The sequence below is a fragment of the Enterobacter sp. I4 genome, assembly GCF_022669095.1.
Classification (GTDB): Bacteria; Pseudomonadota; Gammaproteobacteria; order Enterobacterales; family Enterobacteriaceae; genus Enterobacter; species Enterobacter pasteurii.
This window is the reverse complement of record NZ_JALBUO010000002.1, coordinates 892,053-909,683: the sequence shown is the minus strand read 5'-3', so window position 1 is coordinate 909,683 and position 17,631 is coordinate 892,053. Positions and strand designations below refer to the sequence as shown.

Genomic DNA, 17,631 nt, shown 5'->3' with positions numbered 1-17,631 from the left:
AACCCTTAACCTGCCTGCAATGCGGAGATTTCAGATTTATCTGCCAGCCTTTTCAGCAGCATATTCAACAGCACGCCGTACATCGGCAGGAAGAATACCAGGCTGATAAGCACCTTGAAGGCGTAGTCTACCAGGGCGATTTCCATCCAGTGCTCTGCCATGAAGGCGTCCGGGCTGCGCCAGAAGGCGATGAAGAAGAAGGCCAGCGTATCGCTCACGTTTCCGAACAGCGTGGAGGCCGTTGGCGCCATCCACCAGCGATGGTTCTGACGCAGGCGGTTAAAGACGTGAACATCGAGGATCTGCCCCAGGGCATAGGCCATAAAGCTGGCGGCGGCAATACGCGCAACGAACAGGTTGAAATGCGTCAGCGCCTCGAAGCCCTGCCAGCTTCCCATATAAAACAGGGAGGAGATGGCGTAGGAGACAAACAGCGCCGGGATCATCACCGCAAAAATAATCCGCCGCGCCAGCGGTGCGCCGAAAATGCGTACGGTCAAATCGGTTGCGAGGAAAATAAACGGAAAACTGAACGCGCCCCAGGTGGTATGGAAACCAAAAATGGAGATCGGGAGCTGCACCAGGTAGTTGCTGGAGATGATCACCAGCAGATGAAATAGCGAAAGCCAGAACAACGCCTTAACGCGCTGCGATTGTGTAAAGGAGTTCATATTGTACCTTTTTGATTAATATTTGGGGTGAGGGAACCCAATAAAGCCGCCGCATGATACTGCTTTGACGACGCTTTGCAATGGCTAATTTTCACGCAATCGTTAACCTGGTTTGCATTGACGGCGGCGGGGCGTAAACTACAGCCGTTTTTACCTGAACGAGAAGAAAATGACCGACCTCTTTTCCAGCCCTGACCACACGCTTGATGCCCTGGGCCTCCGCTGCCCGGAGCCGGTAATGATGGTGCGCAAAACCGTGCGCAACATGCAGAGCGGCGAAACGCTGCTGATTATCGCTGATGACCCGGCCACCACCCGCGATATTCCCGGTTTTTGTACCTTCATGGAACACGAGCTGGTGGCGCAGGAAACGGAAGCCTTGCCGTACCGGTATATGATTCGTAAGGGCTGAGTGCGGCCTGATGTCCTCACCCGACCCTCTCCCGCGGGGAGAGGGAGAACATCTTTCTAAACCATCGTTTCAAAATTTAGCGCTTTTGTGAGGCGCTTCACCCTCCCTTTTCCAGCCGTAGTCTAATTTTTAAACGTCTAAAACTAAAACACCGTTTTAACGCTTATCTCACTACCCTGGAGCTACTTAATGAAAACGACCCTCAAGCCGTTACTGGCCGCTCTGTGCCTGTCTGCTTTTGCCTGCACCGTCTCCGCCCAAACCATTAAAGCCGCCGACGTGCACCCGGAAGGCTATCCGAACGTGGTGGCCGTTCAGCAGATGGGTGAAAAACTCAAACAACAAACCGACGGCAAGCTGGAGATTAAGGTCTTCCCGGGCGGCGTGCTGGGCGATGAAAAGCAGATGATTGAGCAGGCGCAGATGGGAGCGATTGATATGATCCGCGTCTCTATGGCGCCGGTTGCCGCGATCCTGCCGGATATTGAAGTGTTTACGCTGCCCTACGTGTTCCGCGATGAAGACCACATGCACAAGGTGATCGACGGGGACATCGGCAAGCAGATCGGCGACAAGCTCACCGGCAACCCGAAATCGCGGCTGGTCTTCCTCGGCTGGATGGACTCCGGCACCCGCAACCTGATCACCAAAGCGCCGATCGTGAAGCCGGACGATCTGAAAGGGAAGAAAATCCGCGTGCAGGGGAGCCCGGTGGCGCTGGCCACGCTGAAAGCGATGGGAGCCAACTCGATCGCGATGGGCGTCAGTGAGGTTTACAGCGGCATGCAGACCGGCGTAATCGACGGTGCGGAGAACAATCCGCCAACCTTTATCGCCCATAACTACATGCCGGTTGCAAAAAACTACACCCTGAGCGGCCACTTTATCACCCCGGAAATGCTGCTCTACTCAAAAGTGAAATGGGACAAGCTGAGCGCTGACGAGCAGCAAAAAATCCTGACGCTGGCCCGTGAGGCGCAGTTAGAGCAACGCAAGCTGTGGAACGCGTATAACGACCAGGCGCTTAAGAAAATGAAGGCCGGCGGCGTGCAGTTCCACGAGATCGATAAAGCGGTGTTTATCAAGGCGACGGAGCCGGTGCGCGCGCAGTATGGCGACAAGCATCAGGATCTGATGAAAGCCATCGCTGACGTTCAGTAAGCCGGAGTACGTATGTCCGAACTCTACCTGAAGTGGATGGACCGTCTGTACCTGCTCGCCATGACGGTGGCGGGCGTCTCGCTGCTGGTGATGACGATTGTGATCCCCATTGGCATCTTCTCACGCTACGTGCTCAATCGCGGGGAATCCTGGCCCGAGCCTGTCGCCATCATCTGCATGGTGACGTTTACCTTCATCGGCGCGGCGGTGAGCTACCGCGCCGGATCGCATATTGCGGTCAACATGCTTACCGACCGCCTGCCCGCGTCGCTGCAACGGCTGTGCGCGCGGGTGGTGGACCTGCTGATGCTGCTGATCGCCGGCCTGATGTGCTGGTACAGCTACTGGCTGTGCGTCGAGCTATGGGATCAGCCGGTGGCAGAGTTTCCGCTCCTGACCTCCGGCGAAAGCTATCTGCCGCTGCCTGTCGGGTCGGCCATTTTGATCCTGTTTGTGCTTGAGCGCCTGCTGTTTGGCTCACAGGAAAACCGTCCGGTCGTGCTGATCGGCAATCACAGTTAAGGGGTGAACGATGGATGCTTTTATTTTGTTATTCACCCTCGCCATTTTGCTGGCGCTGGGTATGCCGGTGGCCTTCGCCGTTGGCCTAAGCGCCGTGGCGGGCGCGCTGTGGATCGACCTGCCGCTGGAGGCGCTGATGATCCAGATAACCAGCGGGGTCAATAAATTCACCCTGCTGGCGATCCCGTTCTTCATCCTCGCCGGGGCGATCATGGCGGAAGGCGGCATTGCCCGGCGTCTGGTGAATTTCGCCTACGTGTTTGTCGGCTTTATTCGCGGCGGACTGTCGCTGGTGAACATTGTCGCCTCGACGTTCTTCGGCGCGATTTCCGGCTCGTCGGTGGCGGATACGGCGTCCATCGGCAGCGTGATGATTCCGGAAATGGAGAAGAAGGGCTATCCGCGCGAATACGCCGCGGCGGTGACGGCGAGCGGGTCGGTGCAGGCGATCCTGATCCCGCCCAGCCACAACTCGGTGATTTACTCCCTGGCGGCGGGGGGAACGGTCTCTATCGCCACGCTGTTTATCGCAGGGGTATTGCCGGGCCTGCTGCTTGGCGTAAGCCTGATGGTGCTTTGCCTGTGCTTCGCCCGTAAGCGCGGCTATCCGAAGGGGGATAAAATCCCGTTCAGGCAGGCGCTGAAAATTATGCTCGACGCCCTGTGGGGGCTGATGACGGTGGTGATTATCCTCGGCGGGATCTTGTCCGGAATCTTTACCGCCACGGAATCCGCCGCCGTGGCCTGCCTATGGGCGTTTTTCGTCACCATGTTCATCTACCGCGACTACAGGTGGAGCGAACTGCCGAAGCTGATGTGCCGCACGGTTAAAACCGTCACCATCGTGATGATTTTGATCGGCTTTGCGGCAGCGTTTGGCGCGGTAATGACCTACATGCAGCTGCCGATGCGCATCACCGAGTTCTTCACCTCGCTCTCCGATAACAAGTACGTGATCCTCATGTACCTCAACATCATGCTGCTGCTGATAGGCACGCTGATGGACATGGCGCCGATCATCCTGATCCTGACGCCGGTGCTGCTGCCGGTGACCAACGCCCTGGGGATCGACCCGGTGCATTTTGGCATGATCATGATGGTCAACCTGGGGATCGGGCTCATCACCCCGCCGGTCGGGTCGGTGCTGTTCGTGGCGAGCGCGGTGAGTAAGCAGAAGATCGAAACCGTGGTGCGCGCAATGCTGCCGTTTTACGGCATCCTGCTGGTGGTGCTGGGGATGGTGACCTACATCCCTGCGATTTCCCTTTGGCTGCCGGGGGTGTTAGGGATGCAGTGACGCGTGCGGCCTGATGCCCTCACCCCGGCCCTCTCCCGCGGGGAGAGGGGGCAAACACGAGAAACGGCAACCCGGTTGCCGTTTCACTTTTACCTTTGACGCAACAGCCGCAGCGCGTTCGCCGTCACCAGCACCGTCGCCCCGGTGTCGGCCAGCACCGCCAGCCACAGCCCGGTCATGCCGAGCAGCGTGGTCACGAGGAATATTCCCTTCAGGCCCAGCGCAATGCCGATGTTCTGACGGATGTTGGCGCGCGTGGCCCGCGCGAGGCTAATCATCTGCGCCAGCCCGGTCAGGCGGTTGTGGGTTAGCGCCGCGTCGGCGGTCTCCAGCGCCACGTCGGTGCCGCTGCCCATGGCAATGCCAATGGTCGCCGCCTTCATTGCCGGGGCATCGTTAATGCCGTCGCCGACCATCGCCAGCGGGGCGTGGCGGTTCAGTTCGGTGACGGCGCTGACCTTATCGGCTGGCAGCAATCCGGCCTTAAACGCCAGCCCCAGCTCGTCGGCGATCGCTGCCGCCGCGCGCGGGTTATCGCCGGTCAGGATTACGCCCTGTATGCCTGATTTGTGCAGTGCGTCGACGGCCTCTTTCGCATCAGTACGCAGGGTATCGCGCAGCGCCAGCAAGCCCATCGGCACATCGTCCTGCATTACCGTCACCACCGTTTGCCCGGCCTGCTCCAGCGCCTGAACCCGGGCGGAAGGGGAGTGGCTCGCCGCGGCGATCAGCACTTTTTTTCCGTCGACCACCGCTTCAATCCCAGACCCGACCAGCGCGCGCTGCGCCGTTGCCGCCGGGATCGTTAACCCGCGCGCCTGCGCTTCGCGCACTATCGCCTGCGCCAGCGGATGGGTAGAGCCTTGCTCCACGGCAGCGGCCAGCGTCAGCAGATCGTCTTCACTGACATCCTGCGGATACACGCCGGTCACCTGCGGTTTGCCGACGGTGAGCGTTCCAGTTTTGTCGAAGGCGACGTGCCGGATCTGGCTCAGCTGCTCCAGCGCCGCGCCGCCCTTAATCAGCGCTCCGCGACGTGCCGCCGCCGCCAGCCCGGAGGTAATGGCCGCCGGCGTGGAGATCACCAGCGCGCACGGGCAGCCAATCAGCAGCAGCGTCAGCCCTTTATAAATCCAGCCCTCCCACGGCGCGCCGAAAAACAGCGGAGGAACGACGGTCACCAGCAGGGCAACCAGCATGATGGCGGGGGTGTAAATCCGGCTGAAGCGATCGATAAAGCGTTCGACCGGCGCGCGTCGCTCTTCGGCCTCTTCAATCAGCTTCAGGATGCGGTCGATGGCGCTGTCTCCCGGTTCGGACAGCACCCTAAGCTGCACGAGGCGGTCAACGCTGGTGGCGCCGGCGGGCACTTTCTCTCCTGCCGCGCGTTCAACCGGAATGGATTCGCCGGTAAGGGCGCTTTCGTCAAAGCCTGCGGTGGCGGTAAGCAGCGCGCCGTCGGCAGGCAGGCGCCCGCCTGCGGGCACTTCAATCACGTCGCCCGGGCGCAGGGTGCTGATGGCCACCGTTTCGCGCTTATCGTTCAGAACCCGCGTGGCGGTTTCAGGCTTCAGGGCCATCAGCGCGCTTACCCCCTTACGCGCCCGGCTCGCCGCCCAGCCTTCAAGCCGTTCGCCGATCAGAAACAGCAGCAGGACCATGGCCGCTTCCGCCGTCGCGCCAATAAACAGCGCCCCGATGGCCGCCACGCTCATCAGCGTTTCGATGGCAAACCAGCTGCCGCTTCGCATAAGGCGCAGCGCCTGGCGGGCAATCGGGAACAGGCCGACCAGCGTGGTGGCGATAAACGCCAGGTTGCCGAGCGGATGGTTAACCTGCTCCAGCCCCCAGCTCAGGGCCATCATGATGATGAGGGTCACGAGCGGCAGGTTTTCCTTCAGGGAGGAGGTCTTTTCAACAGGCGTCGTTTCGCTGCGCAGGGTATAGCCCGCCTTGCTGACCGCGGCTTCTACCTGTTTGCTGACGTTGCTATCGGCGCTGACCAGCAGCTTTTCGGTGGCGAACAGGACCTGAACGTGGTTCACGCCCGGCACCTGCCTTACCGCGTTTTCAACCTTACGGGCGCAGGCGGCGCAGTCCATACCGTTGACGAGCCAGCTGTAGCGGCTACCGCTTTCCGGCAGGACGTCAGCCTGCGTTTCGCATGCTCCCTCGCAGCAGCAGTCGTCTTTCGGCGGAACCGGGCTGAGCTTAAGCGCCGAGAATTGTGGGACTTTTTTTGGTGCTTCTGGAGTCGACATGGCAGTCTCCGGTAATGATAATTTTCTCATTAACCGCAGCATACACTCTGGAGTCGACTCCAGAGTCAAGCGTTATTTAGATGTACAGCGAACGCACAATCAGAAAGTGTCCGGCAAAGTAACAGGCGGCGGAAATAGCGTTATCCGCGCGGAAGCGGCGGCGATAGTGGCTGCCCAGCCAGACGATATTACCGAGCAACAGCAGCGCCGCGCCGAAGAAGGCGGACATGGCCTGTGAGGTCGGGCGGAAGAACCACAGCTCACCGGCCAGCCACACCATCACCAGCGTCATGGCGATAAAGGTACACACCGGCAGGCGCATCTCTTCCAGGCGCGACCAGATCACCGCAATCAGCAGCGCGCCAATCACCAGCAGCACCAGCGGCAGCGGCCAGAAGATGGAGAGCGTCATCTGGCTGGCAAAGTAGATGGTATAGAGCAGATGGGAGAGGAAGAATGCCCCAACGGCGTACAGCAGGCGCTGACGCGGCAGCAGGGTTAAGGCATCGCCAATCAGGGAGGCGCACAGCCCGGCGAGAACCAGGTAGCTGATGGCGTTAAACATCGGCGCCTGCCAGGCCAGCAGCAGAAGCAACAGCAGCGTGACGGGTTTAAACAACCAGCGCTGCCAGGCTGGACCGCGATAGGACGCATCGACGTAAAGCCATGCGGAAAAACAGACAGCGATAAATGACCAAAGCATATTAACTCCCTGTAACTGTTGAGGCTGAATAATCAGTTTCTGATCCAGTGTAGTGACGCGAGCGGCCGTTTGGCAATGCCGGGGCAGGCGAGGTATCCTGAATTCCGCATAATCTGATGGGACGTTTGTATGAGCAAGATGCCGCTTTTTTTCATTATCGTGGTGGCGATTATCGTTATTGCCGCCTCGTTTCGCTTCGTGCAGCAGCGCCGCGAGAAGGCGGACAACGATGCCGCGCCGCTGGTGCAAAAGCGCGTGGTGGTGACCAACAAGCGCGAGAAACCGCTCAACGATCGCCGTTCACGCCAGCAGCAGGTCACGCCAGCCGGCACAGCGATGCGCTATGACGCGAGCTTTAAGCCGGAAACCGGCGGGCTGGAGATGACCTTCCGCCTGGAGGCGCAGCAGTACCATCAGTTGACGGTGGGAGAGAAAGGGACGCTGAGCTACAAAGGATCGCGGTTTGAAGGGTTTGAACCGGAGCAGTAATTTTCCCCTCACCCCGGCCCTCTCCCCGAAGGGGAGAGGGTGTAAGCGTCCCCTCTCCCCTTCGGGGAGAGGGTTAGGGTGAGGGGGTTACTTCTTCACCTGCGCCTTAAATTTCTTCATCCACACCAGCAGCTCGAACACGCCGAAAATAAACACCCGCAGCTGCTGCCAGCCGGTCATCGGTGGGCTATCTTTCGGCAGGCCGTTTTTCAGCATCACCATCTGCAGGGCGTGCATGAAGGCGGTAAAGATCAGCGCCACGTTAACGAAGATATTAAGCGGACGCGGGAACGGGTGCACCAGATTCAAAATCAAAAATGCCCAGACGCCCAGCATCAGCAAACGTCCCAGGTTAATCAGTACTGGCATCGGAGCCTCCTTGTGCCTGACGATGATACAGACGATAAGCCACCTGGCCTGCGACCTTTTCGCGGTGCAGATCCCAGTGAACGGGAACGGGTGGCAGGCCATTCTCCACCTCGCTTTCAACGTAAATCAGCGCGTCGTCTGCCAGCCAGCCATTTTTTTCCAGCAACAGTAGCGTCTCTTCCAGCAGCCCCTTGCGGAACGGCGGGTCAACAAACACCACGTTATGCGGCGTGCCCGGCTGCGCGAGATAGCTCAGCGTGTTGGTGTTCACCACCTTCGCGTTGTTCGCTTTCAGCGTAGCCAGATTTTGCTGCAACGTCTGCGCGACGCCGCGCTCCATCTCCAGCAGCGTGGCGCTGGCGGCATAGCGCGACAGCGCCTCCAGCCCTAACGCACCGCTCCCGGCGAAGCAGTCCAGGCAACTGGCGTCTACCATTGAGGGGGCAAGCCAGTTGAACAGCGTCTCGCGAACGCGGTCCGTGGTGGGGCGTAAACCGGGGCTATCCGGCACCGGTAATTTCCGGCCTCGCCACTGACCGCCGATAATTCGTATTTGACCGGCCGGGGCGCGGGTGGGTTTCTTCATCTCAGGAAAGCTCTGTTAACAATGCCCTGCGATTGCGGGCGGTGATGTCAATTAAGTAAAGTGTTAGACTATTTCATCATTTTTTTAGCTTCCCTGTATATAGCGCCGCGAGGAGTGTAGTCGCAGATGGCAAAACAAAAAAAACGTGGCTTCTTTTCCTGGTTGGGTTTCGGTGAAAAAGAGCAAGAAACAGAACAGAAAACCGAAGAACAACAGGTTGCAGAAGAGCAGTCACAGCCTGAAACGCCTGTAGAAACCGCTGCGGTTGTCGAGGCGGAAGAAACGGCGCACAGCAAAGAAGAGATTGAAACCTTTGCTGAAGAGGTGGTTGAGATCACTGAACAGGTTCAGGAGAGCGAGAAGCCCGAGCCGGTTGTTGTCAAAACGCCGCAGGCCGCTATCGAACACGAAGCGCTGCCGCTGCCGGAAGAGGTGAAAGCCGAAGAGGCCACTGCCGAAGAGTGGCAGGCCGAAGCGGAAACCGTTGAAATTGTTGAGGCGGTGGAAGAAGAAGCCGCGCTTGAGCCGGAGCTGACCGACGAAGAGCTGGAAGCGCAGGCGCTGGCGGCGCAGGCGGCTGAAGAAGCGGTTATCGTCGTGCCGGTAGAAGAGCAGGTCGAAGAACAGGCCGAAGAGGACGTCGCTCAGGAGCAGGAGAAGCCGACCAAAGAAGGTTTCTTCGCCCGCCTGAAGCGCAGCCTGTTAAAAACCAAAGAAAACTTAGGTTCCGGATTTATCAGTCTGTTCCGCGGCAAGAAGATCGACGACGATCTGTTCGAGGAGCTGGAAGAGCAGCTGTTGATTGCGGACGTGGGTGTGGAAACCACGCGTAAGATCATCACCAACCTGACCGAAGGGGCGAGCCGCAAACAGCTGCGCGACGCCGAAGCGCTGTACGGCCTGCTGAAAGACGAGATGGGCGAAATTCTCGCAAAAGTTGACGAACCGCTTAATATTGAAGGCAAAATGCCATTTGTTATTCTGATGGTTGGCGTCAACGGCGTGGGTAAAACTACCACCATCGGCAAGCTGGCGCGTCAGTTTGAGCAGCAGGGCAAATCGGTCATGCTGGCGGCGGGAGATACCTTCCGTGCGGCAGCGGTGGAGCAGCTCCAGGTGTGGGGCCAGCGCAACAACATTCCGGTGATTGCCCAGCACACCGGGGCGGACTCTGCCTCCGTGATTTTCGATGCCATTCAGGCGGCGAAGTCGCGTAACGTGGACGTGCTGATTGCCGATACCGCAGGGCGTTTGCAGAACAAATCGCACCTGATGGAAGAACTGAAGAAAATCGTCCGCGTCATGAAGAAGCTGGACGAAGAAGCACCGCATGAAATTATGCTGACTATCGACGCCAGCACCGGACAGAACGCCATTAGCCAGGCGAAGCTGTTCCATGAAGCGGTAGGGCTGACGGGGATCACGCTGACCAAGCTGGACGGCACCGCGAAAGGCGGGGTGATCTTCTCCGTGGCCGACCAGTTCGGCATTCCTATCCGCTACATCGGTGTGGGCGAGCGTATTGAGGATTTGCGTCCGTTTAAGGCGGACGACTTTATTGAGGCATTATTTGCCCGAGAGGACTAACAATGATTCGCTTTGAACACGTCAGCAAGGCCTATCTCGGTGGGAGACAAGCGCTGCAGGGGGTGACATTCCATCTGCAGCCAGGCGAGATGGCATTTCTGACCGGCCATTCCGGCGCGGGGAAAAGTACCCTGCTCAAGCTTATCTGTGGGATCGAACGGCCAAGCGCCGGGAAAATCTGGTTTAGCGGCCATGAAATTAGCCGTCTAAAGAACCGTGAAGTGCCGTTTCTGCGCCGTCAGATTGGCATGATTTTCCAGGATCACCACCTGCTGATGGATCGCACGGTTTTCGACAACGTGGCGATCCCGCTGATTATTGCCGGCGCCAGCTACGATGATATCCGCCGTCGCGTCTCTGCGGCGCTGGATAAGGTCGGGCTGCTGGACAAAGCGAAGAACTTTCCTATCCAGCTGTCCGGCGGTGAGCAGCAGCGCGTGGGCATTGCCCGTGCGGTGGTGAACAAGCCTGCCGTGCTGCTGGCGGATGAACCGACCGGTAACCTGGACGATGCCCTGTCCGAAGGGATCCTGCGTCTGTTTGAGGAATTTAACCGCGTGGGGGTCACGGTACTGATGGCGACGCACGACATGGGGCTTATCTCCCGTCGTTCGTACCGCATGCTGACCCTGAGCGACGGGCACTTGCACGGAGGCCACGGTGAACAAGCGTGATGCAATGAACCAGATTCGGCAGTTCAGCAACCGGTTTGACCGTTTCCGCAAGCCGCAGGGCGGCGGCGACGGCAATCGCAATGCGCCAAAGCGCGCCAGGGCGACACCGAAACCGAACTCCCGCAAAACCAACGTCTTCAACGAACAGGTGCGCTACGCCTTCCAGGGGGCGTTGCAGGATCTGAAAAGCAAGCCGCTGGCGACGTTCCTGACGGTGATGGTGATCGCCATCTCCCTGACGCTGCCGAGCGTCTGCTACATGGTTTATAAGAACGTGAACCAGGCGGCGTCCCAGTATTATCCGTCGCCGCAGATCACCGTTTATCTGGATAAGGCGCTCGACGATAACGCGGCGGCGCAGGTGGTCGGGCAGATTCAGGCCGAGCAGGGCGTGGAGAAGGTCAACTATCTTTCCCGCGACGAAGCGCTGGGCGAATTCCGCAACTGGTCCGGCTTTGGCGGGGCGCTGGATATGCTCGAAGAGAACCCGCTGCCCGCCGTGGCGGTGGTGATCCCGAAGCTCGATTTCCAGGGCACTGATTCGCTCAACACCCTGCGCGACCGCATCACCCGCATTAACGGGATTGATGAAGTGCGCATGGACGACAGCTGGTTTGCCCGCCTTGCCGCGCTGACCGGGCTGGTGGGGCGCGTGTCGGCGATGATCGGCGTGCTGATGGTGGCGGCGGTGTTCCTCGTCATCGGTAACAGCGTGCGCCTGAGCATTTTTGCCCGTCGCGATACCATCAACGTGCAGAAGCTGATTGGCGCAACGGATGGCTTTATCCTCCGCCCGTTCCTCTATGGCGGCGCGTTATTAGGTTTTTCTGGTGCATTTCTTTCATTGATTTTGTCAGAAATTTTGGTCATGCGGCTGTCGTCCGCCGTCACTGAGGTGGCACAGGTTTTCGGAACGAAGTTTGATATCAGTGGCTTAGGTTTCGATGAGTGCCTGCTGTTGCTGCTGGTCTGTTCGATGATCGGCTGGGTGGCAGCATGGCTGGCGACGGTTCAACATTTACGCCACTTTACTCCCGACTAATAAAAGCGTGATATAATCTTTCCCTGCACCGAGATGTTCGCTCTGCAGGGAAAGCGTCCCTGTTGTCTCTTCCCCTGTAATCATCTTCATGTCACATTTTGTGCGTAATTTATTCACGGTTGCACCTGGAACTTGTGGATAAAATCACTGTCTGATAAAAGAGTGAATGCTAATCTCGCTGCTCAAACGCTTTGGCATGGTTGTTGCCTGACGGGGACGACCTGGACCAGAAGAAACATTGAGAGGAATGAATGACCAAAGAAATGCAAACTTTAGCTTTAGCCCCTGTTGGTAACCTGGAATCTTACATCCGGGCTGCGAACACCTGGCCGATGTTAACGGCCGAGGAAGAAAAGGAGCTTGCTGAAAAGCTGCATTACCAGGGCGATCTGGAAGCAGCTAAAACGCTGATCCTGTCTCACCTGCGCTTTGTTGTTCACGTTGCTCGTAATTACGCGGGCTACGGCCTGCCGCAGGCGGACTTGATTCAGGAAGGTAACATTGGCCTGATGAAGGCCGTACGTCGCTTCAACCCGGAAGTGGGTGTTCGACTGGTCTCCTTCGCCGTGCACTGGATCAAAGCAGAAATTCACGAATACGTGCTGCGTAACTGGCGTATTGTGAAAGTCGCCACGACGAAGGCGCAGCGCAAACTGTTCTTCAACCTGCGTAAAACCAAGCAGCGTCTGGGCTGGTTCAACCAGGATGAAGTGGAAATGGTGGCACGCGAGCTGGGCGTTTCCAGCAAAGACGTCCGCGAGATGGAATCCCGCATGGCCGCGCAGGACATGACGTTTGATATGTCCGCCGACGACGACGCCTCTGACAGCCAGCCGATGGCCCCGGTCCTGTATTTGCAGGATAAAACCTCTAACTTTGCCGACGGCATTGAAGAGGATAACTGGGAAGACCAGGCGGCGAACAAGCTGACCTTCGCGATGGAAGGTCTCGACGAGCGTAGCCAGGATATCATCCGCGCCCGCTGGCTGGACGAAGACAACAAGTCCACGCTACAGGAGCTGGCCGACCGCTACGGCGTTTCCGCTGAACGCGTGCGTCAGCTTGAAAAGAACGCCATGAAAAAACTTCGCGCCGCTATCGAAGCGTAATTTCTGCGAAGTACACCGAGAACCCTCGAATGCAAATTCGGGGGTTTTGTTTTTTTAGCGCCCGCTCTGGCGAATTTCTCCCCCCTGGCAAACACTTACTGATGCGCTAAGCAGGCGACTTTCTCAGGGGGACAGGGTGAAAAATAACGAACTGAACGACCGGCGCGTGCAGGCGACGCCGCGCGGCATCGGCGTGATGTGTAACTTCTATGCCGATAAAGCCGAAAACGCCACGGTGTGGGACGTGGAGGGCAACGAGTACATTGATTTTGCCGCCGGGATCGCCGTGCTGAACACCGGCCATCGCCATCCTGACGTTATCGCCGCCATCGAAAAACAGCTCCACGCCTTTACCCACACCGCTTATCAAATTGTCCCCTATGAAGGCTACGTGACGCTTGCCGAGCGCATCAACCAGCGCGTGCCGATAGACGGCCCGGCAAAAACGGCCTTTTTCTCGACGGGGGCGGAAGCCGTCGAAAACGCGGTAAAAATTGCCCGCGCGTACACCAGACGTCCCGGCCTTATCACCTTCGGCGGCGCCTTCCACGGGCGCACCTTCATGACCATGGCGCTGACCGGCAAAGTGGCCCCCTATAAGCTGGGCTTCGGCCCGTTCCCCGGCTCGGTGTTCCACGCGCAATTCCCCAACGATCTGCACGGGGTCAGCACCGCCGAAGCGCTAAAAAGCCTGGAGCGCATCTTCAAAGCGGATATTGCGCCCGATCAGGTGGCGGCAATCATTATTGAACCGGTTCAGGGTGAGGGCGGCTTCAACGTCGCGCCCGCTGATTTTATGCAGTCGCTTCGCGCCCTGTGCGACGCGCACGGGATTTTGCTGATTGCCGATGAAGTGCAGACCGGCTTCGCCCGGACCGGCAAGCTGTTCTCTATGGAAAACCACACCGTGAAGCCGGACCTTATCACCATGGCGAAAAGCCTGGCGGGCGGGATGCCGCTCTCGGCGGTGTCTGGCCGGGCGGAGGTGATGGATGCCCCCGCGCCGGGCGGGCTGGGCGGCACCTACGCGGGTAACCCGCTGGCGGTTGCTGCGGCCCATGCGGTGCTGGACGTGATTGACGAAGAAGATCTCTGCACCCGCGCGGCGCATCTCGGCCATCATCTGGTGGAAGTGCTGCATAAAGCGAAGGACAACTGCCCCTGGATCGCCGACATTCGCGCGCAGGGCTCGATGGTGGCGGTAGAATTTACCGATCCGCAAACCGGACAGCCGTCGCCGGAATTTACTCGTCAGGTGCAGCAGCGCGCGCTGAACGAAGGGCTGCTGCTCCTGAGCTGCGGCGTTTACGGCAACGTTATCCGCTTCCTCTATCCGCTCACCATCCCCGAAGCGCAGTTCCGTAAAGCGCTGGATATTATTTCCGCCTCGCTGACACGATAAAGCCAAAAGCCCGGCGAAATGACGGCCGGGCTTATCATATTTTCATTTCAAATTAGCTATTCCAAAATCATAAAAATGGGGTATGTTTTAGCAGAGTATGCTGAAAAAGCGCGAGCAGCACGCCTATAACTGAAATAAAGCGCTACACAACAACATCACAACAATCGTAATAACCATAATAATGGGGAATCTCAGGATGAATATGAAGGGTAAAGCGTTACTGGCAGGATGTATCGCGTTGGCATTCAGCACCATGGCGCAGGCCGATATTAAAGTGGCCGTGGTGGGCGCGATGTCCGGTCCGGTAGCCCAGTACGGCGACCAGGAATTTACGGGCGCGGAGCAGGCGGTTGCAGACATTAATGCTAAGGGCGGCATCAAAGGCGAAAAGCTGCAGATCGTAAAATACGACGATGCCTGTGACCCGAAACAGGCGGTCGCGGTGGCGAACAAAGTGGTGAACGACGGGATCAAATACGTTATCGGCCACCTGTGCTCCTCGTCCACCCAGCCCGCGTCTGACATCTACGAAGACGAAGGCATTCTGATGATCACCCCGGCTGCGACGGCGCCGGAGCTGACCGCGCGCGGCTATAAGCTGATCCTGCGTACCACCGGTCTGGACTCCGATCAGGGGCCAACCGCCGCGAAATACATCGTGGAAAAAGTGAAGCCGCAGCGCATCGCGATTGTTCACGACAAACAGCAGTACGGTGAAGGTCTGGCGCGTGCGGTGCAGGACAACCTGAAAAAAGCGAACGCTAACGTGGTGTTCTTCGACGGCATTACCGCCGGTGAGAAAGACTTCTCCACGCTGGTGGCGCGTCTGAAGAAAGAGAATATCGATTTCGTTTACTACGGCGGCTACCACCCGGAAATGGGGCAGATCCTGCGCCAGGCGCGTGCGGCGGGCCTGAAAACCCAGTTCATGGGGCCGGAAGGCGTGGCGAACGTTTCTCTGTCTAACATCGCGGGTGAATCTGCTGAAGGGCTGCTGGTGACCAAGCCGAAGAACTACGACCAGGTGCCTGCGAACAAACCTGTTGTGGATGCCATCAAAGCGAAGAAACAGGATCCAAGCGGCGCGTTCGTCTGGACGACCTACGCCGCGCTACAGTCCTTGCAGGCGGGCCTGAACCAGTCGGCCGATCCGGCTGAGATTGCCGCCTGGCTGAAGGCGAACTCCGTGGAAACCGTGATGGGGCCGCTCTCCTGGGATGATAAGGGCGATCTGAAGGGCTTTGAGTTCGGCGTGTTTGACTGGCATGCGAACGGTACTGCTACTGACGCCAAATAAAAGCAAAAAGGCAACGTAAGTTGCCTTTTTTAATGTTTGCCCCCTCTCCCCGTGGGAGAGGGCTGGGGTGAGGGCATCAGGCCGCACAGATCAGGCCGCACGAATCAGGCCGCACACATCTAGCGCTTCTCCCACCCGTTTACCTGCGCCGTAAACCCTAACGCCTGCATAAACGCCGCCATTACGCCGCGGTCCTCCACCCCCACGTCGGCCATCCACCAGGAGGTCACGCTCGGGTTGTCGCGGATAATTTCCTCAACCAGGTACTGCCCGACGCCGCGACGGCGGGTCACGTCGCGCACCCGCAGCGAGTCCAGCGCCCCTTCCGTGCCGCTCAGCGTCACGCGAACGGCAGCCAGCAGGCGCTCGTTGAAGCGTGCGGCATAAATGCGGTGATTCTCGTCGACGGCCAGCGACGAAGGGGAATATTCCGGCCAGATCTTGCCCAGGTCGATATGATCCTGTTCGCTAAAGGTCACCAGACGAACGATAGTCAGTTTCATTAGCTGCTTGTCCAAATCAATAAAAGTGGGGCCAGTGTACTCAATTTACCTGCCCCGGGGCTTTCTCTTTTTATTCCCGTTTGCCAGGCGATTAGTTTTTTGACAATGCATTGTGTAGTTCGAAAACACATGGATTGAAAAATAAGCAGGATTTTAACCTGAAAGGCAGTGATTTATTCCGTGCATTGTACCGTTATTTTATGCTGCAAAAGGCGCTTTTATTTGTTTATCTCTGCCTGATTTCAGAATATTATCTTTCCTTAATCGCCTGAAAAATAGAGATATTAGTCTGGTTTTTGATATAAACCTGCGCTAAACCATTAAAGGCACTGGTAAAAATAGCGTTGTGCATTAAAAGTACAGAATGCTTTTTAACCATAATAAAACAAAATATAAACATCACTTCACGAATGGGGATTCTGAGATGAAAAGGAACGCGAAGACGTTAATCGCGGGGATAGTTGCACTGTCGATTTCGCAGGCGGCGATGGCGGAAGAGATTAAAGTTGCTGTGGTCGGTGCGATGTCCGGCCCTGTCGCCCAGTGGGGTGATATGGAGTTCAACGGCGCGCGTCAGGCTATTAAAGACATCAACGCCAAAGGCGGCATCAAAGGCGACAAGCTGGTGGGCGTTGAGTATGACGACGCGTGCGATCCTAAACAGGCCGTCGCGGTTGCCAACAAAATCGTTAACGACGGCATCCAGTACGTCATCGGCCACCTGTGCTCATCCTCCACCCAGCCTGCGTCTGACATCTATGAAGACGAAGGCATCCTGATGATCACTCCTGGCGCCACCAACCCGGAGCTGACCCAGCGCGGCTATCAGCACATCATGCGTACCGCCGGTCTGGACTCCTCCCAGGGGCCAACCGCGGCGAAATATATCCTTGAGACCGTCAAGCCAGCGCGTATTGCCATTATTCACGACAAACAGCAGTACGGTGAAGGCCTGGCGCGCTCCGTGCAGGACGGCCTGAAAAAAGGCGGCGCGAACATCGTCTTCTTCGACGGTATCACCGCCGGTGAGAAAGACTTCTCCGCGCTGATCGCCCGTCTGCAAAAAGAGAATATCGACTTCGTCTACTACGGCGGCTACTACCCGGAGATGGGCCAGATGCTGCGCCAGGCGCGCGCTACCGGCCTGAAAACCCAGTTCATGGGGCCAGAGGGCGTGGGCAACGCCTCCCTGTCGAACATCGCGGGGGATTCTGCCGAAGGCATGCTGGTCACGATGCCAAAACGCTATGACCAGGATCCGGCGAATAAGGCTATCGTGGACGCGCTCAAGGCGCAGAAGAAAGATCCGAGCGGTCCGTACGTCTGGATCACCTATGCCGCCGTGCAGTCGCTGGCAACGGCAATGGATCGTACCGGCAGCAAAGAGCCGCTGGATCTGGTGAAAGATTTAAAAGCACACGGGGCGAACACCGTGATTGGGCCGCTGAACTGGGATGAGAAAGGCGATCTGAAGGGATTTGAATTTGGTGTCTTTAAGTGGCACGCCGACGGTTCGTCCTCGGCCGCCAAATAATTATCCCACCGC

Annotated in this window: 18 protein-coding genes; 12 read left to right on the top strand and 6 right to left on the bottom strand. The window is 57.9% G+C overall.

Annotated elements, in window-relative coordinates; genetic code table 11:
* Positions 1 to 5: 5 nt before the first annotated feature.
* Positions 6 to 671, bottom strand: a complete 666-nt coding sequence (locus tag MOQ06_RS16740; protein WP_022649676.1) for a 7-cyano-7-deazaguanine/7-aminomethyl-7-deazaguanine transporter — start codon at positions 669 to 671, stop codon at positions 6 to 8.
* Positions 672 to 840: 169 nt separating this feature from the next.
* Here MOQ06_RS16740 and tusA point away from each other — a divergent pair, with 169 nt between their 5' ends.
* The 4 genes from tusA (at position 841) to MOQ06_RS16720 (ending at position 4,063) form a co-directional block, all read left to right on the top strand.
* Positions 841 to 1,083: a sulfurtransferase TusA gene (gene tusA, locus MOQ06_RS16735; protein ID WP_148420538.1), complete on the top strand. Its 243-nt coding sequence runs from the start codon at positions 841 to 843 to the stop codon at positions 1,081 to 1,083.
* Positions 1,084 to 1,272: 189 nt separating this feature from the next.
* Complete coding sequence (locus tag MOQ06_RS16730; RefSeq protein WP_242174032.1) at positions 1,273 to 2,244, top strand: TRAP transporter substrate-binding protein; 972 nt, start codon at positions 1,273 to 1,275, stop codon at positions 2,242 to 2,244.
* 12 nt (positions 2,245 to 2,256) lie between these two features.
* Positions 2,257 to 2,766, top strand: coding sequence for a TRAP transporter small permease (locus tag MOQ06_RS16725; RefSeq protein ID WP_148420540.1), 510 nt, complete (start codon positions 2,257 to 2,259; stop codon positions 2,764 to 2,766).
* A gap of 10 nt (positions 2,767 to 2,776) precedes the next feature.
* Positions 2,777 to 4,063 (top strand): TRAP transporter large permease, encoded by a 1,287-nt coding sequence (locus MOQ06_RS16720; protein ID WP_148420541.1) that lies wholly within the window; start codon positions 2,777 to 2,779, stop codon positions 4,061 to 4,063.
* A gap of 89 nt (positions 4,064 to 4,152) precedes the next feature.
* Here the strand turns inward: MOQ06_RS16720 and zntA are convergent, their stop codons facing one another.
* Together zntA and MOQ06_RS16710 are read right to left on the bottom strand one after the other, a co-directional pair.
* A complete protein-coding gene (gene zntA / locus MOQ06_RS16715) occupies positions 4,153 to 6,324 on the bottom strand; it encodes a Zn(II)/Cd(II)/Pb(II) translocating P-type ATPase ZntA (RefSeq protein ID WP_242174029.1) in 2,172 nt (723 codons plus the stop codon).
* A gap of 76 nt (positions 6,325 to 6,400) precedes the next feature.
* Positions 6,401 to 7,027 (bottom strand): lysoplasmalogenase, encoded by a 627-nt coding sequence (locus MOQ06_RS16710; protein WP_063865366.1) that lies wholly within the window; start codon positions 7,025 to 7,027, stop codon positions 6,401 to 6,403.
* A 129-nt stretch (positions 7,028 to 7,156) separates the two neighbouring features.
* Here MOQ06_RS16710 and MOQ06_RS16705 point away from each other — a divergent pair, with 129 nt between their 5' ends.
* On the top strand, positions 7,157 to 7,516 hold the full coding sequence (locus tag MOQ06_RS16705; protein WP_242174027.1) for a DUF2500 domain-containing protein: 360 nt from the start codon (positions 7,157 to 7,159) through the stop codon (positions 7,514 to 7,516).
* Positions 7,517 to 7,603: 87 nt separating this feature from the next.
* On the opposite strand, the gene MOQ06_RS16700 is transcribed toward MOQ06_RS16705, so the two are convergent.
* Together MOQ06_RS16700 and rsmD are read right to left on the bottom strand one after the other, a co-directional pair.
* Positions 7,604 to 7,885, bottom strand: coding sequence for a DUF1145 family protein (locus MOQ06_RS16700; RefSeq protein ID WP_148420544.1), 282 nt, complete (start codon positions 7,883 to 7,885; stop codon positions 7,604 to 7,606).
* The gene (gene rsmD / locus MOQ06_RS16695; RefSeq protein ID WP_148420545.1) at positions 7,869 to 8,471 is read right to left on the bottom strand and encodes a 16S rRNA (guanine(966)-N(2))-methyltransferase; all 603 of its coding nucleotides are present in this window, start codon (positions 8,469 to 8,471) and stop codon (positions 7,869 to 7,871) included. The genes MOQ06_RS16700 and rsmD overlap by 17 nt, the downstream gene beginning before the upstream one ends.
* Positions 8,472 to 8,597: 126 nt before the next feature.
* On the opposite strand from rsmD, the gene ftsY reads away from it, so the two are divergent.
* The 6 genes from ftsY (at position 8,598) to livJ (ending at position 15,582) form a co-directional block, all read left to right on the top strand.
* Positions 8,598 to 10,058, top strand: coding sequence for a signal recognition particle-docking protein FtsY (ftsY, locus tag MOQ06_RS16690; RefSeq protein ID WP_242174025.1), 1,461 nt, complete (start codon positions 8,598 to 8,600; stop codon positions 10,056 to 10,058).
* A gap of 2 nt (positions 10,059 to 10,060) precedes the next feature.
* Complete coding sequence (gene ftsE, locus MOQ06_RS16685) at positions 10,061 to 10,732, top strand: cell division ATP-binding protein FtsE (RefSeq protein WP_003861525.1); 672 nt, start codon at positions 10,061 to 10,063, stop codon at positions 10,730 to 10,732.
* Complete coding sequence (gene ftsX, locus MOQ06_RS16680; protein WP_242174023.1) at positions 10,719 to 11,774, top strand: permease-like cell division protein FtsX; 1,056 nt, start codon at positions 10,719 to 10,721, stop codon at positions 11,772 to 11,774. Before ftsE ends, ftsX begins: the two co-directional genes overlap by 14 nt.
* 251 nt (positions 11,775 to 12,025) lie before the next feature.
* The gene (rpoH, locus tag MOQ06_RS16675; RefSeq protein WP_000159624.1) at positions 12,026 to 12,883 is read left to right on the top strand and encodes an RNA polymerase sigma factor RpoH; all 858 of its coding nucleotides are present in this window, start codon (positions 12,026 to 12,028) and stop codon (positions 12,881 to 12,883) included.
* A gap of 136 nt (positions 12,884 to 13,019) precedes the next feature.
* On the top strand, positions 13,020 to 14,285 hold the full coding sequence (locus MOQ06_RS16670) for a 4-aminobutyrate--2-oxoglutarate transaminase (protein WP_242174021.1): 1,266 nt from the start codon (positions 13,020 to 13,022) through the stop codon (positions 14,283 to 14,285).
* A 196-nt stretch (positions 14,286 to 14,481) separates the two neighbouring features.
* Positions 14,482 to 15,582, top strand: a complete 1,101-nt coding sequence (gene livJ / locus MOQ06_RS16665) for a branched chain amino acid ABC transporter substrate-binding protein LivJ (RefSeq protein WP_242174019.1) — start codon at positions 14,482 to 14,484, stop codon at positions 15,580 to 15,582.
* A gap of 119 nt (positions 15,583 to 15,701) precedes the next feature.
* Here the strand turns inward: livJ and panM are convergent, their stop codons facing one another.
* Positions 15,702 to 16,085, bottom strand: coding sequence for an aspartate 1-decarboxylase autocleavage activator PanM (gene panM / locus MOQ06_RS16660; protein ID WP_148420550.1), 384 nt, complete (start codon positions 16,083 to 16,085; stop codon positions 15,702 to 15,704).
* 424 nt (positions 16,086 to 16,509) lie between these two features.
* On the opposite strand from panM, the gene livK reads away from it, so the two are divergent.
* Positions 16,510 to 17,619, top strand: a complete 1,110-nt coding sequence (gene livK / locus MOQ06_RS16655; protein ID WP_148420551.1) for a high-affinity branched-chain amino acid ABC transporter substrate-binding protein LivK — start codon at positions 16,510 to 16,512, stop codon at positions 17,617 to 17,619.
* Positions 17,620 to 17,631: the final 12 nt, after the last annotated feature.